The sequence below is a fragment of the Paenibacillus crassostreae genome (assembly GCF_001857945.1).
Classification (GTDB): domain Bacteria; phylum Bacillota; class Bacilli; order Paenibacillales; family Paenibacillaceae; genus Paenibacillus_AQ; species Paenibacillus_AQ crassostreae.
Genome location: NZ_CP017770.1, coordinates 2,576,668 through 2,601,541 on the forward strand (window position 1 = coordinate 2,576,668; position 24,874 = coordinate 2,601,541).

The window sequence follows — 24,874 nt, forward strand, 5'->3', positions numbered from 1 at the left end:
ATGGACTCTATACAACAATTATTTGCTGATCGTCTACAAGAACATGGAATCATATTAAATGAATTACAATTAGAGCAATTTGAAACGTATTTCAAAGAATTGGTCAATTGGAATGAAAAGATGAATTTAACAGGAATTACGGAGCGGGATCAGGTATACACGAAGCATTTCTACGATTCCGTTTCACTTTCTTTCTATATGGAGATGGAACATATAAAGACGTTGGCTGATATTGGTTCAGGCGCAGGTTTTCCCGGCATCCCATTGAAGATTTGTTTCCCAGAGATTCAATTGACTATTATAGACTCACTTAATAAGAGAATCACCTTTCTCAAGAACATCGTAGAAAAGTTAAATCTTGCTGGTGTTGAACTTATTCATGGAAGAGCAGAAGATTGGGGACATAAACAAGGATATCGAGATCATTATGATTTAGTCACGGCTAGAGCTGTAGCAAAGTTAGCTTTGCTGAATGAATTCTGCTTACCCTTTGTACGTGTTGATGGTATTTTTGCTGCAATGAAGGGTAGTGATCCAACTGAGGAAATTAAAGAAGCTTCTTATAGTCTTAAACAACTAAAGGGGAAACTTAACAAGGTTGAGAAGTTCACACTTCCAGTAGAAGATGCAGAGCGTCACATTATAATTGTTCAAAAAAGAACCGCAACACCCCAAAAATATCCGAGAAGTCCGGGAGTTGCAGCTAAGTCGCCACTTATATAGTTAAAGAAACATTGTTTCACGTGAAACAATATGATCAATATAAAAGTTACCTTCCTTCATATAAGGAGAGGTAACTTTTTTTTGAAAGGATATGAAAGTATAAGTTTCACTTGAATCAATTTCATAATCGTCGATGCATCTAAATCGATTTGCGTAATTATGAAATTGATTCTTGATACTCTGCTTATTACAAATACAATTCTCGATAAATGAGCAATAATAAATAGAAAAAATGAGTCTGATAGAATAGGATTATATCAGAAAAAGTGATAGAATAGGTTAGACAGGCACTTCTTACGATATTAAGCGGAAGATTGACCCTTACAAACAGTAGAATGTCCATAAATATACAAAGTTCAGTGAACCCGTTTATGCTTTGTATCATGTTTAGAAGGTGCTGTAATCCTTGCGGAGTATGATTCTCAGATAATCCAAGATTGATTCAGTACTATTATGAAACTAGGTGGTAATATACGGAATGAAAGAACAATTTTCTAAGTTATTTGGACTAACCGAACGGAATAATGGAGATGAAGTGAAACAAATTCCGGTTGAGGACATTGTCTCAAGTCCTTATCAACCGCGAACTATCTTTGACGATAGTAAGATAGACGAGCTGTGTCAGACGATTAAAACTCTTGGAGTTATTCAACCCATTGTTGTTCGTTTCCGTAATGACAAGTACGAGCTTGTCGCTGGAGAACGAAGATGGCGAGCTGTTAAAAAGCTTGGGCTTGAGACTATACCTGCTATCATCCGTGATTTCAACGATTCACAGGCAGCGTCTATCGCGCTAATTGAGAATTTGCAACGTGAAGGGTTAACATCAATCGAAGAGGCTGTTGCTTATCAGAATCTTATTGATTTACATCAATTAACACAAGAGAGCTTGGCCCAAAGACTTGGTAAGAGTCAATCGACGATTGCGAATAAAATCCGACTACTACATCTTCCTGAACAAGTAAAACTAGCATTGATGGAACGAAAAATCACAGAACGGCATGCACGTGCACTATTATCACTTCCAACTGAAGAATTACAACTTAAATTATTGTCAGAAGTGATCGCTAAAGAATTAAATGTCAAACAAACAGAAGCTAGAGTTGCTTATTATAAAGAGTCTACCCATACTAAGAAGGCAAAGCGTATTTCATATTCCAAAGATGTCCGCCTTGCATTGAATACGATTAGACAGTCTATTGATATGGTGTCTGGATCGGGTATGTCGATTAAGACTACAGAGAGTGATCATGAAGATCATTATGAAATTGTAATCCAGATTCCTAAAAGATCATGAGTAAGTGGAATAGGAACGGCAGGGTTAATCGATTATATCTCTGTGAAGAAGAGATATAGTTCCGGTTCTGATTAAATGATGAAGTTATGGTCGTATGGAATGAGCAGTGGTTAAACACATATCTCACAACCTACACGAAGAGTCAATTATACATTGAGGTGAAATGAGTGTCTAAAATTATCGCCATAGCTAATCAAAAGGGCGGGGTAGGAAAAACTACGACTTCCGTGAACTTAGGAGCTAGTTTGGCTACTTTAGGAAAAAGAGTACTTCTCGTTGATATTGATCCACAAGGGAATACAACTAGTGGCGTTGGTATAAACAAAGCTGATGTAGAAAACTGCATTTATGATATTATCATTAATGAGATTCATCCCAATGATGCAATTACTCCTACACAGGTAGAAGGGTTACATATTATTCCTGCTACTATTCAATTGGCTGGAGCGGAAATCGAGTTAGTTCCAACGATATCAAGAGAACTCCGGTTGAAAAGAGCTTTGCATTTAGTTAAAGATAAATACGATTATATTCTGATAGATTGCCCACCATCATTAGGTATATTGACGATCAATTCACTTACAGCTGCAGATTCAGTGTTAATACCGATTCAATGTGAATATTATGCATTGGAGGGTCTAAGCCAACTGTTGAATACGATCCGTCTGGTACAGAAACAACTGAATACGTCACTACAAATTGAAGGTGTATTGTTAACGATGTTTGATGCACGGACCAATTTGGGAATCCAAGTGATAGAGGAAGTTAAGAAGTATTTTCAAGACAAAGTATACCGTACGGTTATCCCGAGAAATGTTCGTCTAAGCGAAGCTCCCTCACATGGTCAATCCATTATTACGTATGATTCACGCTCTAAAGGAGCGGAATTCTATATAGAGTTGGCGAAGGAAGTGATTTCTTATGAGTAAGCGTTTAGGAAAGGGATTAGATGCTTTAATACCATCACTTTCCATTAACGATGATGATAAAATTATTGAAATTCCATTAAGTCAGCTGCGTGCTAACCCATATCAGCCACGGAAGGAATTTAAAGAGGAAGCTATTCAAGAATTAGCGGAATCTATTCGTCAACACGGTGTTATACAACCTATTATCGTCCGTAGCGTGCTTAAGGGATATGAGATTATCGCAGGGGAAAGACGCTTCAGAGCTTCTCAATACTGTGGAAAGGCTACTGTTCCAGCAGTTGTTCGCAACTTTAGTGATCAACAGGTTATGGAAATTGCATTGATCGAGAACTTACAACGCGAGAACTTAAATGCAATGGAAGTAGCGGTTGCCTACCAAGGGATTATGGATCAGTATTCTTTAACGCAAGAAGAACTCTCGCTCAAGGTGGGCAAATCCAGATCTCATATCGCAAATTTCCTACGTTTACTAGCACTACCTGAAGAAGTGAAAGAATATGTTTCACGTGGAACATTATCAATGGGTCATGCCAGAGCAATCGTGGGGATCAAAGATCCTGTAGTTATTAAACAGTTAGCTAAACAATGTGTTGATCATGAATGGAGTGTAAGAGAATTGGAGGAAACGGTAAAACATTTAGACCGTAAGCCTGTTGAAACTCAGAAACCTTCAGCGAAGAAAAGTGATCCATATATTGATCATCTAGAAGAATCATTACGTGATCGTTTTAGAACAACTGTAAAGATAAAGCACAATAAAGATAAAGGTAAAATCGAGCTCAACTATTACAGTAAACAAGACTTGGAAAGACTGTTGGAATTGTTGCAACAAGAATCAATTTCATAATTAATCAAACCGATTTAAATGTAACTATATATAGGTAGGATGAACCGTTCTGATCGTTATATAGTATTCATTTAAGTTGCATAGGCGAGTATGAAATTGATTCAACAAGTTTAAAAATATTGTAGTTGAAGAAGGACATATCTAGTTTGTTTTCCATTATTGGAAAGGGATATGTCTTTCTACATTTCAGGGGGGATTCTCATCATATATTTAGATCATGCCGCTACCTCGTGGCCTAAGCCTCCTGCTGTGAATCAGGCAATGCAGTTAGCAATGGAGGAATCGGCTGCTAATCCTGGAAGAGGAAGCCATGTTATGGCTGTTAAAGCTAGTCGCGTGATATTTGAATGTAGAATGCAATTGGCTAAATTATTCAATGTGAATAATGCAAATGATCTTGCCTTTACTCATAACACAACTGTTGCACTAAATATGGCGATTAAGGGGATATTACAAGAGGGTGACCATGTTGTTGCAACGATGGTGGAACATAACTCTGTGCGCCGACCTTTAGAATATTTGAAAAGGACTCTTGGGATTACAGTTGATTATGTAAAGGTTAATGGGAAAGGTGAATTGAACCTGAGAGATGTAGAAAAAGCTCTAAGACAATCCACACGATTACTAGTATGTACTCATAGTTCCAATTTATTGGGTAGCATATTGCCGATTGCAGAGATGGGTAGATTAGCACATGAGCATGGGGCACTTTTCTTGGTTGATGCAGCGCAAAGCGCTGGTATCCTAGATATTGATATAGAACGTATGAATGTCGATATGATGGCCTTTCCAGGCCATAAGGGATTGTTAGGTCCTCAAGGGACTGGAGGGCTTTATATAGGGCCTCACGTTGATCTAGAGCCGTTAATCCATGGAGGGACGGGTAGTCAATCGGAGGAGAAGGAACAACCGTCTGTTCGACCTGATCGTTATGAAGCAGGGACACCAAATACAGTGGGATTAGCAGGGTTGACTGTTGGGGTGAAAAAAGTGATTGAACTTACGCCTAAGTGGATATATAGTCATGAGTGGAGTCTTACTCAACGGATGATGGAAGGGTTGATGGCGATCCCCCAACTTACACTATTAGGTCCAGATCAGGGACAACCACGAACAGGTATTGTTTCTTTTGTCCATGATAAATATGATTCATCAGAAATTGCTTTTCGCTTAGATCGTGAGTATGGCATTGCCGTAAGAGCTGGATTCCATTGTACTCCACTAGCGCATTATGCCATACATACGGAGAAGAGTGGTGCTGTACGTGTTAGCGTAGGGTTGAGTACAACAGAAGCTGAAGTGGATGAATTGGCTAGAGCGATAAAGCAAATATGTAGTTCATAAAGTCCAAGTTTCAAGAAAAGGAATGAATCATCAATGTCAGAACTAAACGATTTAGTCATGGAAAACTTAGCCTTATATATCGGAATTATCATGTTGATTGTATTTGTATTACTGGCTTTAATGTTCACGCAGCTATCTAAGTTAAATAAATTACGCCGTAGATATGAACAGATGATGGCTGGAACAGGGGTGAATAATTTAGAAAGTCTTCTCATCGATTTAAAAATACAACTTGATCGTTTGGAAGATGAACATGGGAAACAAAAAGGGACGTTAGAGAATACAATGGAAAAATTACAATCTGTCAAAGGACATGTTGGACTTGTCAGATATAATGCATTTGGTGAACGCGGAAGTGATCTTAGTTTCTCCGTCGCAATGATTGATGATCAATCCGATGGGGTTGTTCTTACTTCCATCTATAATCGAGATAATTCTTATATTTATGCGAAACCACTCCAACAAGGTGATTCATCCTATTCACTATCTAATGAAGAGAAGGAAGCCATTAATCTCGCAAAGCAAAAAATGTAGACGGAGTCTTCCATTCCTTAATTGCGGCATATAAGCTGAGTGCGATCGTATCAGATAGTTGCATGACTAGATTTAATCGTGTGTTTTGTAATACAAAGTATTCCATGAAGCCGCCTACGTTGACGATGCCAGTTATATGGATATCACCGACGGGCGGTAATTGTTTTTTTACCCCTGCACCAGGCAGTAAAGGTCCTTCATTAATCTGGATGCATCCGATACTAGAGGATTGACCTAAACAAGCATCTATACCGATGATATAAGGCTGCTGATAGCTATCATAAATCATAGATAACTTATCTTGCAGATTGACAGCGTGGACAGGTTCCTCTAGAGTTCCATAGATATGGAATAGATGGCTTTTATAACGAGTTAATGCCGTGCCCACGAGTGGACCAAGGCAATCTCCAGTAGAACGATCCGTTCCCACGCAGACGACGATTAGGGGTTGCCAATCCTTCACTTGGGATAGATGGAAGAGTAATCGATGAGTGAGTGCTGAATGGATTTCAGGGTCGGTATGTGGTATTTTTAAGCAAGCGGGTTGTTGATTGGAGAATGGATTAGATGGAGAACTCATAGGATCTTCCTTTCATCGACAGTATAGTAGTATCTAGTATATGGTTGAAAGAGGAAATTTATACGCTATTGATGATCTGAACGTGAGAAACCCTTATACAACACTATTAATAAAAGAATGTACATATAATAGAGGTAGTAATGGATTGGAAGATTGGAGGGTTATGTGATGGATGATTGGCTACTCATCGCATTTGATTCAACACAGCAAGCATTGAGAGCGGAAATGCTATTAGAATATGCAGAAATTGAGATAGACTTGTTCCCAACACCTAAGGATGTGACAGCAGGTTGTGCTTTATCTATTCTTTTTCCCGGAAGCGAGTTATCTGTTGTTCAGAATATAATTGAACAGGAGAAAGTTGAAATTCGCGGGATATTTAAAAAGAACAACTTGGATCATTATGAAATCATCGAGAGGTAGGGGGAGCATAAGCTGGTGAATAACTTACTTGAGATTGAGAACACAGGAGAAGCCATTGAAGAGGCTTTGAAATTTAAAGATAAGATATGGAACTGGTTCACAGATGTTGATATGTGGATGTCAGTCCTTGTTGCTGGTATTCGGATTGTTATTATTTTCTTACTGAGTCAATTGATTATTAAGATTGTATATAAAGTGATTGATCGTACTTTGGCACATCAGGAGAATAGTAAACTACGAATGAATCCACGTCGGCTTATGACAGTCGGTGGACTCTTAAAGAATGTAACTTCAGTGGCATGTAATTTCATCATGATTCTGATCGTGTTATCTGAATTTAACTTTCAATTAGCACCCCTGCTTGCAGGAGCGGGAGTTCTTGGTTTAGCTATTGGATTTGGTGCTCAAAGTCTGGTGAAAGATGTGATCACAGGATTCTTTATCATATTAGAAGATCAATTTGCTGTTGGCGACGTTATCCAGACAGGTGCCTTCAGGGGTACGGTGGAGTTAATCGGTCTTCGCACTACACGTATTGTTAGTCATACAGGTGAAGTATATATTTTACCTAATGGTGGGATTTTGACAGTAACCAATTTCACTTTATCTAACGCAATGGCTATAGTAGATATTCCTATGAAGAATGAACGCAATCTAGAGGATTCAATTCAACTGATACAGGAAGCGATGGAGCATATAAATGAATATAGTCCACAAATGATTGGCAAACCCGATGTGCTTGGCGTTCAATCACTGAGTACAAGCGAATACGTGATTCGTATCGTGACGGATTGTCTACCTAATACGCGTGATGAAGTAGAGCGTCAGATCCATGCGGGAATTAAGAAGGCTATTGAGGAAGATGAATCTTTACAATTGGCTAAGGCTGATCAACTAACTATAGATACAGTAGGTGGAGAGGGGTAAGAGAATGGAGCGTAAAGTATTTCAATTGGGAGACATTGTACAGATGAAGAAGCAGCATCCATGTGGGAGTAATGAAATGGAAGTTATTCGGATGGGAATGGATATTCGAATTAAATGTGTAGGCTGCCAACATAGTGTACTTATTCCTCGTATGAAGTTTGAAAAAAACATGAAGAAGGTTCTCCGTTCGACAATTCCAACAGCAGAGACGGATACCTTAAATTGATACGAAGTATCACTAAGCTCGGAAGGATAAACTCCTTGAAGAAGGACGGCATAGCCGTTTCTGCTTGTTGCTTTTTTAGGTCTATTCCAGTATAATCAATCATGCTGCGGAAAGGTACCCAAGAGGTCTAAGGGGGCTGACTCGAAATCAGTTAGGCGTCGCAAGGCGTGCGTGGGTTCGACTCCCACTCTTTCCGCCATTACTATTATCATTACCAACCCTCTGTGGAACGTCACAGAGGGTTTTTAGGTAATATATACAAAGGTGTTATTATACAAGCCAAAGAAGGACCCGTTAGGATCCTTCTTGTGACAGCGGTGCTGACGATTAGGAATTCTTCATTCACATGAACAGTGAAACATTAGATTTCCGGTGATTTGTTCGAAATACAAGAAAACATAAGCTTTACCCTATTTTCTTACTTATATTCCTCACAGAAATCGATACTAACCATATATAGGGTCAGTGTCTGAATCTGCTTGACTTATCAAGTCCAACGGAACCACACCTCTCTCATGCACCGCTTGATAATATTATGGCCAGATTGCTAAAGCTTATACATGAACGGCAAAAAAATTATTTATCATAATGATTATGCGATTTTCCCTTATTCACCTTTTTCCATTTACGGTTCTGATTACTTGTGTTAGGGAAACGATCTCCCTTACGCAATGTAACATGTTTAGGGTCAACGATAGGTGTGTCTAAACTTTCTCCAAATTCCATGTAATGACCATTATTGGGGGCTCTGTCTCCAACTCTAAATTCAGTTTTTTCACCCATTCATCATTCCTCCTAGAAGTAAAAAATGAATTACGTTATTAGTGTGTACCATATGATAAGAATCATGTGTCCAACAATTTGGACAAGTTGAAGATTAACTTGCATTGAACCCGGTAATTTGGTATATTAATCAGGTGCGAGTTAACGCTCGTTCCTTGCTCCTGACGATAGATCAGGGGCCGTGAGTCCATGAGGAGGTGAAATAATATGCGCAAATATGAAGTGATGTACATTATTCGTCCTGATATTGAACAAGATGTTGTTCAGGCTACAGTCGAAAAATTCCAAGGCATCATCTCCAACGGTGGAGAAATTACAAAGCATGACGTAATGGGTAAACGCCGTCTTGCGTATGAGATCAAGAAATTCAATGATGGTACTTTCGTTCTAGTTAACTTCAACGGTACACCAGAAGTTATTAATGAACTTGAGCGTCTTATGAAGATTTCTGACGAAGTAATTCGTTATCTCATTACCAATGACGTAGCTTAATTCATTTTCGGTTTTGTAGTTAAATCGCTTGAGGGAGGGGACTTACATTGTTGAATCGTGTCATTTTGATCGGCCGATTAACGAAGGATCCAGAATTACGTTACACGCCTTCAGGGGTAGCAGTAACGCAATTTACGCTTGCTGTAGATCGTCAATTTACAGCACAAGGCGGAGAACGCGAAGCGGATTTCATTCCAATCGTAACCTGGAGACAACTTGCAGAGACTTGCGCCAATTATTTGCGTAAAGGCCGCTTAACAGCAGTTGAAGGACGCATTCAAGTTCGGAATTACGAGAATAATGAAGGTAAACGTGTATACGTTACTGAGATTATTGCCGATAATGTTCGTTTCTTGGAGTCATCAAACCGCGAAGGCGGAAGTGGTGGGAATAGTAGTGCAACGCGTGAAGAGTCTTCTTATGGAGGCGAAGGACGTGGAAACCAGGTCTCACGCAGTAACAACAACAATAATCAAGATCCTTTTTCCGATGACGGAAAACCGATAGATATTTCGGATGATGATTTGCCATTTTAAATATGGAAAGGACTGACTAGCATGGCTTTTAAACCAAGAGAATCTGCCGATAACGATAAGAGACCGGCACGCCGTGGTGGACGTAATAAACGTAAGAAAGTTTGTTTCTTTACTGCCAACAAAATTACTCACATTGATTATAAAGATATAGATTTGCTCAAGAAATTTATTAGCGAACGTGGTAAGATTTTGCCGCGTCGTGTAACAGGTACTAGTGCAAAATATCAACGTGCATTGACGATTGCAATCAAACGCTCACGTCAAATCGCTTTGTTGCCATACACTACTGAATAGTAGAGTATAAATAGAAGAGACAGTTGCTTATGCAGCTGTCTCTTTTTGTCGTTTCAAAAAGAAGTTTATTCATTAACCAATGTCAGGTAATATAACATTTATGTGATGGTTTATTACGAAGATGATCATGGTGATGTTAGATATAAATTAATAAAAACTGGGATTTATGAAATTATACTGAAATTAAATGAAATTTTGTGAAATAATAATGATAATACATAGATGAATTGCAAAATAATTGAAAATAAATACTTTCGTAAAAAATAGATTGACGTGAGTTATTATAACATTGTATGATTTACATTAATTTAAGAGGGAATAATTTCCTGATAACTATTATTGACCATAGGTATATTACACGGTGAAGCTTTAATGCACTATTGCAGCGTTGTAACTATTGTCAATAAGAGTAGTAATAATCTACCAACATGAATATCATCTATGAGGAATGGTTACAGATTTTCAAAATAATCCTAGGAGGGTGATTGATTAGCATTTTGGTTATTTCCTATGTACAAAAGATTGAGCCTAGTTAATTAATCTAAAGGGGGATTTACTTTGAAGAAGAAATTATCAAGTATGATGCTAATTCTTTTGGTTATGATCACCATTCTGTCAGCATGTGCAGGAAATAATACGGTAGCACCAGCTGAGGAAACTCCCCCAGCAACTGTTACGGAAACGGTAGAGCCAGCAGAGACCGAGCCAACGGAAGTGGTTGAAACAGAAGCGGGTAAGAATGATGGGATATTCCCTGCTAGTGATCTATCCCTTAATCCAGCTCCAGCTGTAAATCGTACAGACACACTCATTGTTGGTATGACAGCACCCAATGGTACATTCAGTCCATTCTTCTGGTCTACAGTATATGATAAATATGTTGTAGAAACTGTATTTGATTCATTCTTAGAAGTTCAAGGAGATGGGACGTTCAAAGAAAGTCTTGCAGAGAGCGTTGAGGTATCAGAAGACGGCTTGAAATATACATTTAAATTAAAACCAGGTGTTAAGTATAGTGATGGAACACCTGTCACAGTGAATGATTACTTGTTCGCATTGAAAGTATATCTCGACCCAACATATGATGGTGAATCAGACATCCTGTCATTAAATATTGCAGGTGCAAAGGAATTCCAGGATGGCAAATCTAAAGACATTTCCGGCGTAACCATCATTGACGACAACACCATCGAAATTAATGTTACTGAAATTACAGCTACAACAAAAGATTCATTAGGTATTATTGAATTCGTACCTGAAGCTTACTATGGTAAAGGTTATGCCTTTGGTAAATTAGATTCCATTAAAGAATTAAATGACAAACCCATTGGTACTGGTAAATATATTCTTAAGAGCTATGCGGCAGGGCAAGAAGTTGTATTTGAAGCAAATCCAGATTACTTCAATGGTGCTCCTAAAATTAAGAATTTGATCTATAAGGTGACAACTGATGATACGAAGCTTGCGATGTTACAAGCGGGTGAGATCGATATGGATATGGTTACAGTTAATGAAGATAATGTAGAAGAATTGCAATTATTAGGATTCCTAGATGTGAATATATATCCGACGAATGGTTATGGATATGTTGCCTTTAATCATGAATTAGCTAAATTCTCAGATGTAAAAGTCCGCCAGGCTCTTACCATCGGTCTTAATCGTGCGGATATTGTAGAAGGTGTCTATGGAATCTTTGCAGATGTTATCAACGTTCCTGAATCCAAAGTAGGCTGGGCTTATACAGATGAAGGTGTTGAGACTTATGATTTCGATATCGAAAAGGCGAAAACACTCTTAGATGAAGCCGGATGGGTTGTTGGATCCGATGGTATTCGCGAGAAGGATGGAGAGAAATTCAAGATTGATTTCTCTGCTACAGCAGAGAATCCGGTTGTAGATGCCTTGCTTCCAATTATGACGAAGAATTATAAGGAATTAGGTCTTGATTTTTCTCCTGAAACACTTGATTTCAATGCGATCATGGCTAAAAAGGATGAAGGAGATTTTGATATGTACTTCGCAGCTTGGGGGTTAACTCCAGATCCAGACAACACCGTGTATATTACGGATGGAGCACAAAACGATATCGGTTATTCCAATGCTAAAGTGGATGAGTTGATGAAAAAGGGTAAAGTTGAACTAGATCAAGCAAAACGTAAAGAAATCTACAAAGAGATGTATCAAGAATTAAATGCAGATCTTCCTTACATCTACATGTATCAAAGAAGAGATATGTGGGCTATTAACGGAAGAATTAAAGGATTCGATCTCACCCCATATAAACACTTTACTTTTAGCCTTAACCAAGTAGAAGTTGCCCAATAGTATACTAGTAAACAATAGAATAAAGGATATATGCTCAGTCCATAAGGGCTGAGCATATCCTATTATGAAGCTAGGAGGAATACTATGAGGCAGTACATATTTCGTAGACTGCTGCAAATGATCCCAACGCTAATAGGTATTACTATTATTGTATTTGGAATTTCCCGAATGGTTCCAGGTGATTATATTACGGCGAAGGCCTCACCTAATATGACGGCAGAGAAAGAGGTACAGCTTCGTGAAATATACGGTCTAGATAAGCCGATCGGCAAGGCCTATATTGACTGGGTAGGGAATATGGCTGTAGGTGATATGGGTGATTCAATGCAGCATAAGAAACCTGTTACTAAGGTCATTAATACGTATGTATGGAATTCAGTTATTATTGCCTTTACAAGTCTAGTGTTAAGTTGGATTATTGCCATATTTGCTGGGGTCTTCTCAGCTAAATTTCAACACTCATTTTTAGATAAAATCATTACACTACTCATCTTTATTTCGATGTCACTACCCTCGTTCTTCATAGGACTTCTACTTATATTAATCGTTAGTCTAAATCTGGGAATTACTCCTGTGGGGGGAATGACGACGGCTGGACTTGGGGCTACTGGATGGGAATATATCATGGATGTAGCTCATCACATGTTACTACCTACCCTAGTATTAACTATGATTAGTACGGGTAGCCTTACGCGTTATTTCCGAAGCTCGATGTTGGAAGTGATCCGTCAGGATTATATTCGGACAGCCCGTGCGAAAGGGTTGAAGGAACGAACGGTTATTTTTAAACATGCCCTACGTAATGCGATGATTCCAGCGATTACTTTACTCGGATTTGAACTACCTGCATTGTTCGGTGGCGCAATTATACTGGAGAAGGTATTCATATGGCCAGGGATTGGTCAGATATATTTAGGATCAATCAGTATGCGTGACTATCCGTTTATGCTCGGATTCACGATATTCCTTGCGGCACTAACTTTGCTGGGGAATCTGCTCTCTGATGTACTATATGGTGTGGCAGATCCAAGAATTCGCTTGAAGTAGGAGGAGATTAATGTGTCCGTAGACGTAACACTTTTAGAGATGAATGCACAGGCTCCTGTAAAGGCACCAGCTTCTCCTTGGAGATTGGCGATGCGTCGCTTTGTAAACAATCGGTTAGCATTCATGGGGCTTATTATACTCATATTTATGTTTTTACTTAGCTTTGTAGGACCGCTGTTATCTCCCTATAGCTTAGATGATATCACCATTGCTGATAAGAATTTGGCACCTAATAAGGATCATTGGTTAGGTACAGATAAACTAGGTCGAGATATTCTATTGAGAGTCATGCTTGCGGGTCAAATTTCTTTAAGGGTTGGGATCATAGCGACATCAATATCGGTAACGATTGGAGTAGTCTTAGGTGCTCTTGCTGGATTCTACCGTAAAGCAGTTGATACCATTATTATGCGTATCGCTGATATATTCATGTCACTACCAACACTACCCATTCTAATCATTCTAGGTGCCGTGTTATCGGATCTTAAAGTGGATTCCGGCGATCGGATTTATTTCCTGATGTTGATCATTGGGGTCTTGGGTTGGACGGGTGTCTCACGACTTGTACGGGGGCAGATCCTATCTCTGCGGGAGACGGAATTTATGCAAGCTACAGAAGCTCTAGGATTACGAGATCGTCGTAAAATCTTTCGTCATCTACTCCCTAATGTGGTTCCTATTATTATTGTTTGGGCAACGTTGGGAGTAGCAGGAGCTATTCTTTATGAATCAGCGCTGAGTTACTTAGGAATTGGTGTAGTTCCTCCAACCCCATCATGGGGTAATATGATTTCAGCTGCTAACAATATGATCGATTTCCGTAAAAGACCATGGTTATGGATTCCGCCAGGGATGTGTATTCTTATAACGGTTGTTGCAATCAACTTGATTGGTGAGGGCCTTCGTGATGCCCTGGATCCCAAAATGAAGAAATAGGGCACCCGGATGCTGAAGATAGGAGATGCGATATGGCTAAAAATGTAGTGGAATTCCGTAATTTAAAGACGCATTTTCATACATCAGATGGGATTGTTAAAGCGGTTGATGATGTTAGCTTTTCAATTCGTGAGGGTGAGACATTATGTGTCGTGGGGGAATCTGGATGTGGTAAAAGCGTTACAGCGATGTCATTGATGCGGTTGATTGAGACACCTCCGGGTAAGATTGCTGGCGGAGAAATACTGTTTGAAGGCAAAGATATTCTGAAGATGAGTAAGCGTGATATGAGTCTTATTCGTGGGAATGAAATCTCAATTATTTTCCAAGAGCCGATGTCTTCACTTAACCCGGTATTGACGATTGGGGAACAGATCACTGAACCAATTATTCTTCATCTGCTGATGAATCGTAAAGAGGCGCGACTCAAGGCGATTGAATTAATAAATCTTGTAGGAATTCCGCGTGCGGAGAAAATATACGATTCATTCCCTCATGAATTAAGTGGAGGAATGCGTCAACGAATTATGATCGCCATTGCACTTAGTTGCAATCCGAAGCTACTCATTGCTGATGAACCAACAACAGCTTTAGATGTAACTATACAGGCACAGATACTAGACTTAATGCGTGAGATTAAGAATAAAATGAACACTTCTATAATGCTTATTACTCATGACTTGGGTGTCGTAGCTGAGATGGCTGATTATGTTGTCGTTATGTATGCTGGAAAAGTGATTGAAGAGGCTCCTGTATTAGAATTGTTTAAAGAACCTAAACATCCTTATACGCAAGGACTTCTGAAAGCTAAACCAATTATTAATCAAGAAAAAGACCGATTATATTCGATTCCCGGACAGGTTCCTAACCCTGTGGATTTGGAAGACAATTGCCACTTTCATGCACGCTGCGAGTTCTGTATGGATATTTGTAAAGCGAAACAACCCCCATTTCGTTCACTTGCGAATGGCGAACATAAAGTAGCCTGCTGGTTATATGAAGAGGAGAGGGAAGTACAATGAATCAACCATTGTTAGAAGTTCAGAACCTTAAGAAGTACTTTCCAATTACGGGTGGTATATTCTCACGGACTGTAGGCCATGTCAAGGCGGTTGAGGATGTTTCTTTTCAAATTAATAAGGGTGAATCTCTGGGTCTTGTGGGTGAGTCTGGTTGTGGTAAAAGCACGATTGGTCGTACGATCCTCCGATTGCAAGAGAAGACCTCAGGTAATGTATTCTTCAAGGGGCAAGATATCTATAAGCTTCCCAAAGATAAATTGCGTAAAATTCGACCGAAGCTACAGATTGTATTTCAGGATCCATATAGCTCACTAAACCCAAAAGTTAAGGTGGGTGATGCGATTGGTGAAGCATTGCTAGATCATGGATTAGTTCATCCAAGGGAGCTCAAGGAACGTGTGATAGAGACGATGAATATTTGTGGATTAGCTAGTTATCAATACCAGCGTTATCCTCATGAATTCTCAGGTGGACAAAGACAACGTATCGGTATCGCACGTGCATTGATTTTGAATCCTGAATTCATTGTAGCCGACGAACCTGTATCAGCACTGGATGTATCTATACAAGCACAGATCATCAATCTTCTGAGCGATCTGCAGCAAGATAAAGGTCTGACGTACTTGTTCATCTCTCATGATCTGAGCGTGGTTGAGCATCTATGTGACCGAGTTGGGGTGATGTATCTAGGATCTATGGTGGAGATGGCACCGAAAAGAGAATTATTCCGAAACCCATTACACCCGTATACCAAAGCTCTAATGTCAGCTATACCTATTCCAGATCCAACGATTAAGCGGGAGCGGATTGTTCTACAAGGGGATATTCCTAGCCCGGCCAATCCACCATCTGGATGCAAGTTTCATACACGTTGCCCAATCGCCTCTGATATTTGTAAGCAACGGAATCCAGAATATCGAAATGTAGGAAATGATCATTTTGTAGCTTGTCATTTTGTATAGGATATTAGAAACATCTTCTAAATAAATAGGTCCACTCATATGGTTATATGGGAAACGTAAGCGATGGAGAGTTTTCTCTGTCGCTTTTTTTAAAATATAAGAAAGTATAAGTTTTACGCTATACTTTATAGCTTATATTTCTCGCTTAAACACTTACCGTCCTTATAAGGACGCCGAAGGCGTTTATGCTTGTTAGCATTGTATGTATTTTTCAGTTTCCTTTTAGAGATTTAACGTTTACAATAGTTTGGTATGATCACTCACTTATTTTAACTCTATTCCACATATAAGAAGGAACGACACAAATATGAAGACTAAAACAAAAAGTTTCACAATCGTTGCTATCGTATTGGTATTAATATTGGCAGGAGGCTATATTTTTCGCAAATCATTGGCAGTGCTCGCATTTGATATTTTTCTAGCTGATCAGGTAGAGAATACGTTGCAAGAGAAGTCATACAAGCCGCTTGAGGAAGATATAGCTACTCGAACACCAAAGGCAGAGCCCATTGCAGTTCAGAGTAAGCCGTTCTCAATCTTGCTACTAGGCACTGATCAACGTGAGGATGAGCCAGCTCGTTCAGATACGATGATCTATGCAGTCATGCGCCCGAAGGAGTCAAAGGTATTGTTGGTATCCATTCCACGTGACACCTACACAGAGATTGTGGGAAAGGGGAAGAAGGATAAGATTAATCACGCCTTCGCTTTCGGCGGCGAACAGATGGCTGTAGATACGATGGAGAAATTGCTCGATCATAGCTTAGATTATTATGCTACGATTAATTTCGTGGGATTGAAAGATGCGGTCGACGCGATTGGTGGTATAGAGCTCCCGATCCAAAAGGATATCGTTAACAAGGGTGCCGATCATGAGAAATTCACAGTAAAAGCCAATCAATTAACCTACAATGGTACAGACGCCTTGAACTATGTGAGATATCGTGAGGACAGTGATTTCAATCGTACGAAGAGACAGCAAGTTTTCTTGGATCAGGTAGCTAAGAAGATGATGAATGTGAACCAAGTATCTAATATTCCACAGTTGTTAGATATTATGGGGACTAATTTTCAGACGAATATGCAACCCAAGTTTATTCTTGATCTTGCTAAACAGATATTAACTGGTAGTGAAGTACAAATTACAAGTTATACTGTTATGGGTGAGAACATTCGATTGGATGGTATATCTTATGAGGAAGCTGATGAAGAAGATCTTCAATTTGCTCAAGACTTAATAGATAATTGGATGAACAGCACTACATCAACTTATCAGTTACTGATGCCGGATGATCAGAATACAACTATGAAAGACACTTCTGTCAGCAGCCCAATCGAGTAGGGCTGCTGATTTAGATTCTATTGGAACATTTAGGTGTTATAAACGTATGAAGCTAGAGGACTTTGTAACAAGATTAGGAGGATCATGTCATATGAATATTGCTTTTTTTCTACTTCCCAAGCAGGAAGTGGTATGCTTGACGTTGGAATCAACGTTAAGACAGACATTGGAGAAGATGGAGTTCCATAGGTATACATCTGTACCTATGTTGGATAATGATGGTCAATATGCGGGTACAATCACTGAAGGTGATTTATTATGGTATATGAAAAATTCTGAAGGGAAAGTTACTTTTGAGAATGCCACGAAATTTCTGATTAAGGATATCCCCATTAAGATGAGTAATAAGCCTGTTTCAATTAATGCGAATATGGAGGATCTGATAAATCTCGCTAAGGTTCAGAACTTTGTGCCTGTCGTTGATGATATGAACCGATTCATAGGTATTGTTCGGAGAAGTCAGATTATTGAATATTGTGAAAAATTCGTATCTAAAGAGTCGGTAGAAGGTGGCTCGAAATCATATTAGTTATCTCTGTAGTGTAGGCATAGGTTATGATATAATCAAGAATAAAGCTTTTTTGGGGAGGTTAACGTGTCCAACATGCCTAAGGATTTGGATGTAGCCAAACGTGCTAAAGTGATTGAATGGCTGAAAACTGAAGTGGTCGATCATGTATCCCGTTTATTCAAAGCACTATGGGAAGGTAGTACAGCTCGTGTTAGCGACAGTCTTGCTAGCTTGATCATGAGTTCATACATCTTAGGGCGAAGGCTAGGCGTGTCTTACCGTGAAATTGACGAGTTGTTAATTGACAAATTAAAAAAACATAAGCAAGAAGGACATCAATTGGAGGAATGGTACCAGGATATTTCCTCACTTGAAGAACATTTACGTAAGAGGTGAAACTATTGAAATCGAGCTGGAAGTCGTTAGCTTGGACTGGGATTTATATAATCCTCATTCTATCATTGCTAACTAATTTATCGCTGATCACGGCATTGTTGTTGATTGTGCCGGTAATTGTATTGTTTAACATATTAGATACTAAAGGATTTATGATTCATGTCATTCCAGTATGGATCGTTGCATTTCTGATCCATCCCATTTATTTGTTGATGGCATTGTATTTTGCTGTCCCAGCCATCTTCATGGGAAGATGTTATAAGAGACGGGCAACCGCCCTACGGACTATTGTTGTTGGAGCAGCTACAATTCTAGTGGAGATGCTCCTGCTACTCTTTATTGGAACGGTCTTGTTCCAATTCGATCTTTCACAATATATGCAGGATATCGTTAACATCACGATGAAGCCACTGCAGGATATGGTAGCTAGTAACGGCCTTTCAACAGATTTGCTACCGTCGACAGAGGACATGAGTTTATTGGTGGATATGACAATTCAAAGAATACCTTATGCATTGATTGTTAGCTCGTTCTTGATGGCTATAATCTCACATGTCATTGTCCGCCCTATTCTATCGGGTATGGGCTACAGTGTGCCGAAGCTTATACCAGCAAGGGAATGGAGATTCCCCAGATCATTAATATGGTATTACTTAATTGGTGTTGTCATTGATATGATTGCATACAACTCAGATAGTGGTTATTTAAATATGATTTCTGCGAATCTGGTTCCTATATTGAACGTATTCTTCGCAATTCAGGCCATAGGGTTCTTCTTTTACCTAGCGTATATTCGTAAATGGCATAGCATTATACCGTTCTTAATAGCCATTCCTGTATTATTATTTCCACCCATGGCTATTATCGGTATTCTAGATATCGCATTCCCATTGCGTCAGCTAATGACTAAACCAAAACGATAGGATGGAGAGTCATGCCTAAATTTCTACAGAGACGCTGGCACGGCTATCAAAGCGTATGGGCGTTTATGCTTTTATTGCTGCTCGTGATCTTTGTATCGTGGTACAATTGGCCACTTGGAATCATCTGTCTGTGTATTGTAGCTGTTCTCAGTTATATAATGTTAAAGACGGAAATGGCATTCCGAAAAGATCTACTTGAATATATCAATGGGCTTTCATTCCGTATTAAACGGGTAGAAAGCGAAGCGATAAGTATGCTTCCCTTTGGTATTGTACTATATAGTGAAGATCGTAATATCGAATGGAATAATCATTATGTTAGCAATATGTTTAAGCGTAAGTCACTGATCGGAACCGCTTTACAGGATGTATTCCCACCGTTAATTACAGCGATTAGTGATAAGAAAGAGGCTAAGGATCACTCTCATCCACATAAAGAGCATCGTGTTGAGATGCAACATGAGGATCGCTACTATGAGTTAATCGTCATTCCGGATGAGCGACTTGTGTATTTACATGATATTACTGATCTCGCCATCCTAAAAAATCAATATAATGATGAGAAATTAGCATTGGGTATGATCTCTTTAGATAATCTCGATGAAGCTTCACAAGGGATGGATGATCAACAGCGGACGGCGCTTATTGCGAAGGCTGCGAACGTGATTACTCTCTGGGCAAAAGCATATGGTGTATACTTACGTCGTCTTTCTTCAGATCGATACCTCATGATGTTGAGTCATGAATCGCTGCAAGAGTTGGAGAAAAGTCGCTTTGTTATTCTAGACGAAGTACGGGAAATGACGGCTGATCTTAAGGTTCCAATGACATTGAGTGTTGGACTAGCTTTTGGCCCCAATGATATTTCTGAATTAGGAGAGCTTGCACAATCAAGCCTTGATATGGCGCTTGGGCGTGGTGGAGATCAGGCTGCAGTGAAGGACGGACAGCGATTATCTTTTTATGGAGGAAAATCGAATGCGGTAGAGAAACGGACGCGAGTTCGCGCTAGAGTGATCGCACATGCTCTTCGAGATCTCATGCAAGAGAGCGATAAGGTATTCATTATGGGACATCGAATGCCGGATATGGATGTTATCGGTGCTTCCATTGGATTACTCAAAGCAGCACAGATGTATAATGTAGAGGCTTATATTGTATTATCGGGTAATAATCCTTCGATTGAACGTATGTTAATACAGGTAGAGAAAGATGAGAAATTAGTAGAACGATTTATAACACCAGAACAAGCCTTACAAATGCTCACTGGACATAGTCTATTAGTAGTTGTAGATACGCATAAAGCTTCTATGACTATGGAGCCTAAATTAGTACACAATGCTACCCGAATTGTCGTGGTGGACCATCACCGACGTAGTGAAGAGTTCATTAATGATGCTGTACTTGTCTATATGGAGCCTTACGCTTCATCAGCTTGTGAGTTAGTTACAGAGTTACTACAATATATTCACGAAAAAATACAACTGACGCAGATCGAAGCCACGATGTTGTTGGCAGGGATTATTGTGGACACGAAGCATTTTGCGCTTCATACGGGTTCTAGAACTTTTGAGGCTGCAGGATTCTTACGACGAAGTGGTGCGGATACAGTTATGATTCAACGGATGTTAAAAGAGGATCTTCAGGAATACTTAGCCAAGGCGGAAATCATCAAGAACGCGAAGATGATTCATCAACACATCGCTTTAGCGGTAACGGAGCAGGGAGTCGTTATTTCACAACTGTTGATTGCGCAGGTAGCAGATACACTTCTGACGATGACAGATGTCGTATCCTCTTTTGTAATAAGTGAACGTCCGGATGGGATGGTAGGTATTAGTGCTCGCTCGCTAGGACGTATGAATGTGCAGGTTGTGATGGAAATGTTAGGCGGAGGTGGACATTTAACCAATGCAGCTGTACAACTAAAGTGTACGGTAACAGAAGCCGAAGCTAAATTAATAGAGGTATTGCAACAAATTGAGGAGAAAGAGGGTCTATTCGAATGAAAGTTATTTTTATAAAGGATATGAAGGGCCAAGCTAAAAAAGGTGATGTAAAAGAAGTATCGGAAGGGTATGCAGCGAATTTTCTGTTCCCTCGTGGATTAGCACGTGCAGCAACGGATGGCAATATGAAGACGCTTGAGAATCAAGTATCAGCAGAACAAAAACGTAAACAACAAGAAAAAGATGAGGCCATCGTTCTAGGTAAAAAACTTGAGGAATTGACGATAGAACTTGCTACTAAAGCGGGTGAAGGCGGCCGATTGTTCGGAGCTATTACAAGTAAGCAAATTGCCGAAGCACTAGCAGCTAAAGGTGTAAAAATAGATAAACGTAAGATTGAATTAAGTGAACCGATTCGGCACTTGGGTGTAACTCAGGTTCCAGTTAAGCTACATCCTGAAGTGAAGGCAACGCTTAAGGTTCAAGTAACGGAGGGTTAAAATGGGTGGAGAGTTGTTCTTTGATCGGATTCCACCACAGAATTTAGAGGCGGAACAGGCTGTCATTGGTGCGATATTATTGCAGGATGAAGCTTTAATTACTGCAATGGAGCGTATCAACACGGATGATTTCTATGATAAACCACATCAATTAATTTTTGAGGCGATGTTACAACTAGGTGAAGGTAATCAACCGATTGATCTAGTGACATTGACTTCTTTATTGCAGGACCGTGGACAACTGGAGGAAATCGGTGGTGTCAGTTATTTAGCGAGATTGGCACATTCCGTGCCAACAGCTGCAAACGTAGATTATTACGCGCAGATTATTGAAGAGAAGTCTATGTTGCGCCGCCTTATTCGCACAGCTACACAAATTGTTAGTGAAGGATATACCGGTGGTGAAGATGTATCAGGTATGCTTGGGGATGCCGAGCGTAAAATTCTGGAGATCTCCAATCGTCGTAGTGGGAGCGGGTTTGTTCTAATCCGTGATGTCTTGATGGAGGTATTCGATCGTGTAGAAATGCTACATGAGAATAAAGGTGGTACGTCAGGTATTCCAACAGGATTCGTGGATCTAGATAAAATGACCAATGGATTCCAACGTAACGACCTTATCATCGTAGCAGCCCGACCTTCTGTAGGTAAAACGGCATTTGCATTGAATATAGCTCAGAATGTTGCCGTCCGTGCCAATGAAACAGTAGCTATCTTCAGTCTGGAAATGTCAGCACCCCAGCTTGTACAACGTATGATCTGTGCCGAAGCGAATCTAGACGCCAATGTGATGCGAACTGGGGATTTCAAAGATGATGATTGGGCCAAGCTTACGATGGGAATCTCATCATTATCCGAAGCAGATATCTATATCGATGATACGCCAGGTGTAACGGTAGCTGATATTCGTTCAAAATGTCGCCGGCTGAAGAAAGAGAATGGTCTTGGGATGATTGTGATCGATTATCTTCAGTTGATTCAAGGTCGTGGCAAGGCCGGAGAAAATCGTCAGCAGGAAGTATCTGAAATCTCCCGTACTCTGAAGCAGATTGCTCGTGAGCTTGAAGTGCCTGTCGTAGCCTTGTCTCAGTTAAGCCGTGGGGTAGAGCAACGTCAAGACAAACGGCCGATGATGAGTGACTTGCGTGAGTCTGGATCTATTGAGCAAGATGCTGATATCGTTTCTTTCTTATACCGTGATGATTACTACAATGCGGATACGGAGAAGAAGAATATTATTGAAATTATTATTGCTAAGCAACGTAATGGTCCAGTTGGAACAGTTGAGTTGGTCTTCCTAAAAAACTTTAATAAATTCGTTAATTATGAGCATGCACATTCCGACCCATTTGCAGGATGATAAAGCAAAATTTATCCTTGATCACCGCAAATTATATTCTATATCCGAACAATCACACTTTTTATATAGTGATTGTTCGTTTTTTGTTTGACATTAAAAAAGGGGACTGATAAACTATTATTGCTGCTTTAGTGTAGGATAGTATCGTGTATGGTTTAGAAATGTGAACCATATACTAAGATACTGATTATGATTTCAATAATAGGTGTATTAGCACCAAAAGGGGAATGAATATGTCAACAGTAGTCGTTGTGGGAACACAATGGGGAGACGAAGGCAAAGGGAAAATCACAGACTTTCTCGCAGAGAGCGCCGATGTGGTGGCCCGGTATCAGGGCGGTAACAATGCCGGCCATACCATTCTGATTGACGATAAGAAGTTTAAGTTAAGCCTTATTCCATCTGGCGTATTCTACGAAAATAAAGTATGCGTTATTGGTAATGGAATGGTTATTAACCCAGCTGCACTCATCGAAGAAATAAATTATATCCATGACAATGGATTTACTACTAATAATTTAGTTATAAGCGACCGTGCACATGTCATTATGCCGTATCACATGGTGCTTGATGCACTTGAAGAAGATCGTAAAGGTGCTAATAAGATTGGTACGACTCGTAAGGGGATTGGCCCTTGTTATATGGATAAAGCTGCACGTAACGGTATTCGTATCTCAGATCTTATGGATGCGGAGGAATTTGAATCTAGACTTCGTCAAATGATGCAAGAGAAGAATCACGTACTTGAACAGGTATATGGTGTGGAGCCAATTGATGTAGAAGAGACTCTAAAGCAATATCTGGAATATGCTGAGATTATTCGCCATTATGTAACGGATACATCCGTTGTTTTGAATGATGCTATTGATGAGAACCGTAAAGTGTTGTTCGAAGGAGCTCAAGGTGTGATGTTAGACATCGACCAAGGAACCTATCCTTATGTTACTTCATCGAACCCTTCGGCGGGTGGAGTTTGTATCGGTTCGGGTGTAGGTCCATCCAAAATCCAGCAAGTTATCGGAGTGGCTAAATCTTATACAACTCGTGTCGGGGATGGTCCATTCCCAACAGAATTGAACGATGAAGTCGGTGACTATATTCGCGAGACAGGCCATGAATATGGTACTGTTACTGGACGTGCACGTCGTGTAGGTTGGTTCGATAGTGTTGTAGTACGACATGCTCGTCGTGTTAGTGGGATAACAGGATTATCTTTGAACTCATTGGATGTCCTGTCAGGTCTTAAAACGGTTAAAATTTGTACGGGTTATATGTATCGTGGAGAGTTGATCACGACATATCCAGCTAGCCTGAAGATGCTTGCAGAATGTGAAGCGGTATATGAAGAATTACCAGGTTGGAGTGAAGATATTACAGGTGCGAAGACGCTAGCTGATCTTCCAGAGAACACACGTAACTATGTGAACCGAGTATCCGAATTGACAGGTATTCCGATTGCAATCTTCTCCGTAGGACGTAATCGTGATCAGACAAATCAGGTTCTTCCAATCTATAAATAGCATGTAGCTTTCCAAAGGGATGTTGAATAAAGCTTGTCTGTCACTACTGTGGCGGGCAGGCTTTTTTTAAATATAAGGAAATATAAGTTTCATTTGATAATCTAATCCTTATATTTCCGCTGAAACGGCTATGCCGTCTTTGAAAA

General features: G+C 39.7%; 27 protein-coding genes and 1 tRNA gene. 26 read left to right on the forward strand and 2 right to left on the reverse strand.

Going from position 1 to position 24,874, the window contains the following annotated elements:
* The 6 genes from rsmG (at window position 1) to LPB68_RS12015 (ending at window position 5,674) form a co-directional block, all read left to right on the forward strand.
* Window positions 1-723: a 16S rRNA (guanine(527)-N(7))-methyltransferase RsmG gene (rsmG, locus tag LPB68_RS11990; RefSeq protein ID WP_068660883.1), complete on the forward strand. Its 723-nt coding sequence runs from the start codon at window positions 1-3 to the stop codon at window positions 721-723.
* Window positions 724-1,201: 478 nt separating this feature from the next.
* On the forward strand, window positions 1,202-2,020 hold the full coding sequence (noc, locus tag LPB68_RS11995; RefSeq protein ID WP_068660881.1) for a nucleoid occlusion protein: 819 nt from the start codon (window positions 1,202-1,204) through the stop codon (window positions 2,018-2,020).
* Between the two features lie 167 nt (window positions 2,021-2,187).
* Window positions 2,188-2,949: a ParA family protein gene (locus LPB68_RS12000; protein ID WP_068660879.1), complete on the forward strand. Its 762-nt coding sequence runs from the start codon at window positions 2,188-2,190 to the stop codon at window positions 2,947-2,949.
* Window positions 2,942-3,796: a ParB/RepB/Spo0J family partition protein gene (locus tag LPB68_RS12005; RefSeq protein WP_068660877.1), complete on the forward strand. Its 855-nt coding sequence runs from the start codon at window positions 2,942-2,944 to the stop codon at window positions 3,794-3,796. The genes LPB68_RS12000 and LPB68_RS12005 overlap by 8 nt, the downstream gene beginning before the upstream one ends.
* Before the next feature lie 171 nt (window positions 3,797-3,967).
* A complete protein-coding gene (locus LPB68_RS12010; protein WP_068660875.1) occupies window positions 3,968-5,140 on the forward strand; it encodes an aminotransferase class V-fold PLP-dependent enzyme in 1,173 nt (390 codons plus the stop codon).
* A gap of 33 nt (window positions 5,141-5,173) precedes the next feature.
* Window positions 5,174-5,674: a DUF4446 family protein gene (locus tag LPB68_RS12015; protein ID WP_068660873.1), complete on the forward strand. Its 501-nt coding sequence runs from the start codon at window positions 5,174-5,176 to the stop codon at window positions 5,672-5,674.
* Here LPB68_RS12015 and yyaC read toward each other — a convergent pair.
* Window positions 5,649-6,254, reverse strand: a complete 606-nt coding sequence (gene yyaC / locus LPB68_RS12020) for a spore protease YyaC (RefSeq protein ID WP_068660872.1) — start codon at window positions 6,252-6,254, stop codon at window positions 5,649-5,651. The genes LPB68_RS12015 and yyaC overlap by 26 nt on opposite strands.
* A 168-nt stretch (window positions 6,255-6,422) precedes the next feature.
* Between yyaC and LPB68_RS12025 the strand changes: the two genes are divergently transcribed.
* From LPB68_RS12025 to LPB68_RS12040, 4 genes are all read left to right on the forward strand, one after another.
* Window positions 6,423-6,677 carry a putative Se/S carrier protein gene (locus LPB68_RS12025; protein ID WP_068660869.1) on the forward strand — a complete coding sequence of 85 codons (255 nt, stop codon included), beginning with the start codon at window positions 6,423-6,425 and terminating at the stop codon, window positions 6,675-6,677.
* Window positions 6,678-6,692: 15 nt separating this feature from the next.
* On the forward strand, window positions 6,693-7,604 hold the full coding sequence (locus LPB68_RS12030) for a mechanosensitive ion channel family protein (protein ID WP_232510301.1): 912 nt from the start codon (window positions 6,693-6,695) through the stop codon (window positions 7,602-7,604).
* 4 nt (window positions 7,605-7,608) lie between these two features.
* Window positions 7,609-7,830 carry a DUF951 domain-containing protein gene (locus LPB68_RS12035; protein WP_068660865.1) on the forward strand — a complete coding sequence of 74 codons (222 nt, stop codon included), beginning with the start codon at window positions 7,609-7,611 and terminating at the stop codon, window positions 7,828-7,830.
* Window positions 7,831-7,938: 108 nt separating this feature from the next.
* Window positions 7,939-8,029: transfer RNA gene (locus LPB68_RS12040), tRNA-Ser, on the forward strand.
* 377 nt (window positions 8,030-8,406) lie between these two features.
* On the opposite strand, the gene LPB68_RS12045 is transcribed toward LPB68_RS12040, so the two are convergent.
* Window positions 8,407-8,613 carry a YjzC family protein gene (locus LPB68_RS12045; RefSeq protein WP_068660863.1) on the reverse strand — a complete coding sequence of 69 codons (207 nt, stop codon included), beginning with the start codon at window positions 8,611-8,613 and terminating at the stop codon, window positions 8,407-8,409.
* Window positions 8,614-8,820: 207 nt separating this feature from the next.
* On the opposite strand from LPB68_RS12045, the gene rpsF reads away from it, so the two are divergent.
* The 16 genes from rpsF (at window position 8,821) to LPB68_RS12125 (ending at window position 24,728) form a co-directional block, all read left to right on the forward strand.
* Window positions 8,821-9,105, forward strand: a complete 285-nt coding sequence (rpsF, locus tag LPB68_RS12050) for a 30S ribosomal protein S6 (protein ID WP_068533934.1) — start codon at window positions 8,821-8,823, stop codon at window positions 9,103-9,105.
* Between the two features lie 47 nt (window positions 9,106-9,152).
* On the forward strand, window positions 9,153-9,641 hold the full coding sequence (gene ssb / locus LPB68_RS12055) for a single-stranded DNA-binding protein (protein WP_068660861.1): 489 nt from the start codon (window positions 9,153-9,155) through the stop codon (window positions 9,639-9,641).
* A gap of 21 nt (window positions 9,642-9,662) precedes the next feature.
* On the forward strand, window positions 9,663-9,935 hold the full coding sequence (gene rpsR / locus LPB68_RS12060; protein WP_068660859.1) for a 30S ribosomal protein S18: 273 nt from the start codon (window positions 9,663-9,665) through the stop codon (window positions 9,933-9,935).
* A 558-nt stretch (window positions 9,936-10,493) separates the two neighbouring features.
* The gene (locus LPB68_RS12065) at window positions 10,494-12,260 is read left to right on the forward strand and encodes an ABC transporter substrate-binding protein (RefSeq protein WP_068660857.1); all 1,767 of its coding nucleotides are present in this window, start codon (window positions 10,494-10,496) and stop codon (window positions 12,258-12,260) included.
* Window positions 12,261-12,344: 84 nt separating this feature from the next.
* The gene (locus LPB68_RS12070) at window positions 12,345-13,307 is read left to right on the forward strand and encodes an ABC transporter permease (protein ID WP_068660855.1); all 963 of its coding nucleotides are present in this window, start codon (window positions 12,345-12,347) and stop codon (window positions 13,305-13,307) included.
* Between the two features lie 39 nt (window positions 13,308-13,346).
* On the forward strand, window positions 13,347-14,243 hold the full coding sequence (gene opp4C, locus LPB68_RS12075; RefSeq protein ID WP_099458727.1) for an oligopeptide ABC transporter permease: 897 nt from the start codon (window positions 13,347-13,349) through the stop codon (window positions 14,241-14,243).
* A gap of 32 nt (window positions 14,244-14,275) precedes the next feature.
* Entirely contained in the window at window positions 14,276-15,265 is a 990-nt protein-coding gene (locus tag LPB68_RS12080; RefSeq protein ID WP_068660851.1) for an ABC transporter ATP-binding protein, read from the forward strand.
* Window positions 15,262-16,227 carry an ABC transporter ATP-binding protein gene (locus LPB68_RS12085; RefSeq protein WP_068660849.1) on the forward strand — a complete coding sequence of 322 codons (966 nt, stop codon included), beginning with the start codon at window positions 15,262-15,264 and terminating at the stop codon, window positions 16,225-16,227. The genes LPB68_RS12080 and LPB68_RS12085 overlap by 4 nt, the downstream gene beginning before the upstream one ends.
* Before the next feature lie 307 nt (window positions 16,228-16,534).
* Entirely contained in the window at window positions 16,535-17,569 is a 1,035-nt protein-coding gene (locus tag LPB68_RS12090) for an LCP family protein (RefSeq protein WP_068660847.1), read from the forward strand.
* A gap of 91 nt (window positions 17,570-17,660) precedes the next feature.
* Window positions 17,661-18,098, forward strand: a complete 438-nt coding sequence (locus tag LPB68_RS12095) for a CBS domain-containing protein (protein WP_068660845.1) — start codon at window positions 17,661-17,663, stop codon at window positions 18,096-18,098.
* Window positions 18,099-18,173: 75 nt separating this feature from the next.
* Window positions 18,174-18,476 (forward strand): MazG-like family protein, encoded by a 303-nt coding sequence (locus LPB68_RS12100; protein WP_068660843.1) that lies wholly within the window; start codon window positions 18,174-18,176, stop codon window positions 18,474-18,476.
* Window positions 18,473-19,399 carry a DUF2232 domain-containing protein gene (locus LPB68_RS12105; RefSeq protein WP_237087889.1) on the forward strand — a complete coding sequence of 309 codons (927 nt, stop codon included), beginning with the start codon at window positions 18,473-18,475 and terminating at the stop codon, window positions 19,397-19,399. Before LPB68_RS12100 ends, LPB68_RS12105 begins: the two co-directional genes overlap by 4 nt.
* 11 nt (window positions 19,400-19,410) lie before the next feature.
* Window positions 19,411-21,408, forward strand: a complete 1,998-nt coding sequence (locus LPB68_RS12110; protein WP_068660838.1) for a DHH family phosphoesterase — start codon at window positions 19,411-19,413, stop codon at window positions 21,406-21,408.
* Window positions 21,405-21,848, forward strand: a complete 444-nt coding sequence (rplI, locus tag LPB68_RS12115; protein WP_068660836.1) for a 50S ribosomal protein L9 — start codon at window positions 21,405-21,407, stop codon at window positions 21,846-21,848. The genes LPB68_RS12110 and rplI overlap by 4 nt, the downstream gene beginning before the upstream one ends.
* Before the next feature lies 1 nt (window position 21,849).
* Window positions 21,850-23,208, forward strand: a complete 1,359-nt coding sequence (gene dnaB / locus LPB68_RS12120) for a replicative DNA helicase (protein ID WP_068660834.1) — start codon at window positions 21,850-21,852, stop codon at window positions 23,206-23,208.
* Between the two features lie 233 nt (window positions 23,209-23,441).
* A complete protein-coding gene (locus LPB68_RS12125; protein WP_068660831.1) occupies window positions 23,442-24,728 on the forward strand; it encodes an adenylosuccinate synthase in 1,287 nt (428 codons plus the stop codon).
* Window positions 24,729-24,874: the final 146 nt, after the last annotated feature.

Coding starts and splice junctions, on each gene's coding strand:
- dnaB (WP_068660834.1), top strand. CDS start 21,850: ATGGGTGGAGAGTTGTTCTTTGATCGGATTCCACCACAGAATTTAGAG.
- LPB68_RS12125 (WP_068660831.1), top strand. CDS start 23,442: ATGTCAACAGTAGTCGTTGTGGGAACACAATGGGGAGACGAAGGCAAA.
- LPB68_RS12010 (WP_068660875.1), top strand. CDS start 3,968: ATGTCTTTCTACATTTCAGGGGGGATTCTCATCATATATTTAGATCAT.
- LPB68_RS12025 (WP_068660869.1), top strand. CDS start 6,423: ATGGATGATTGGCTACTCATCGCATTTGATTCAACACAGCAAGCATTG.
- LPB68_RS12095 (WP_068660845.1), top strand. CDS start 17,661: ATGAATATTGCTTTTTTTCTACTTCCCAAGCAGGAAGTGGTATGCTTG.
- LPB68_RS12110 (WP_068660838.1), top strand. CDS start 19,411: ATGCCTAAATTTCTACAGAGACGCTGGCACGGCTATCAAAGCGTATGG.
- LPB68_RS12080 (WP_068660851.1), top strand. CDS start 14,276: ATGGCTAAAAATGTAGTGGAATTCCGTAATTTAAAGACGCATTTTCAT.
- LPB68_RS12005 (WP_068660877.1), top strand. CDS start 2,942: ATGAGTAAGCGTTTAGGAAAGGGATTAGATGCTTTAATACCATCACTT.
- noc (WP_068660881.1), top strand. CDS start 1,202: ATGAAAGAACAATTTTCTAAGTTATTTGGACTAACCGAACGGAATAAT.
- rplI (WP_068660836.1), top strand. CDS start 21,405: ATGAAAGTTATTTTTATAAAGGATATGAAGGGCCAAGCTAAAAAAGGT.
- yyaC (WP_068660872.1), bottom strand. CDS start 6,254: ATGAGTTCTCCATCTAATCCATTCTCCAATCAACAACCCGCTTGCTTA.
- LPB68_RS12035 (WP_068660865.1), top strand. CDS start 7,609: ATGGAGCGTAAAGTATTTCAATTGGGAGACATTGTACAGATGAAGAAG.
- opp4C (WP_099458727.1), top strand. CDS start 13,347: ATGAATGCACAGGCTCCTGTAAAGGCACCAGCTTCTCCTTGGAGATTG.
- rsmG (WP_068660883.1), top strand. CDS start 1: ATGGACTCTATACAACAATTATTTGCTGATCGTCTACAAGAACATGGA.
- rpsR (WP_068660859.1), top strand. CDS start 9,663: ATGGCTTTTAAACCAAGAGAATCTGCCGATAACGATAAGAGACCGGCA.
- rpsF (WP_068533934.1), top strand. CDS start 8,821: ATGCGCAAATATGAAGTGATGTACATTATTCGTCCTGATATTGAACAA.
- LPB68_RS12045 (WP_068660863.1), bottom strand. CDS start 8,613: ATGGGTGAAAAAACTGAATTTAGAGTTGGAGACAGAGCCCCCAATAAT.
- LPB68_RS12085 (WP_068660849.1), top strand. CDS start 15,262: ATGAATCAACCATTGTTAGAAGTTCAGAACCTTAAGAAGTACTTTCCA.
- LPB68_RS12015 (WP_068660873.1), top strand. CDS start 5,174: ATGTCAGAACTAAACGATTTAGTCATGGAAAACTTAGCCTTATATATC.
- LPB68_RS12090 (WP_068660847.1), top strand. CDS start 16,535: ATGAAGACTAAAACAAAAAGTTTCACAATCGTTGCTATCGTATTGGTA.
- LPB68_RS12070 (WP_068660855.1), top strand. CDS start 12,345: ATGAGGCAGTACATATTTCGTAGACTGCTGCAAATGATCCCAACGCTA.
- LPB68_RS12100 (WP_068660843.1), top strand. CDS start 18,174: ATGCCTAAGGATTTGGATGTAGCCAAACGTGCTAAAGTGATTGAATGG.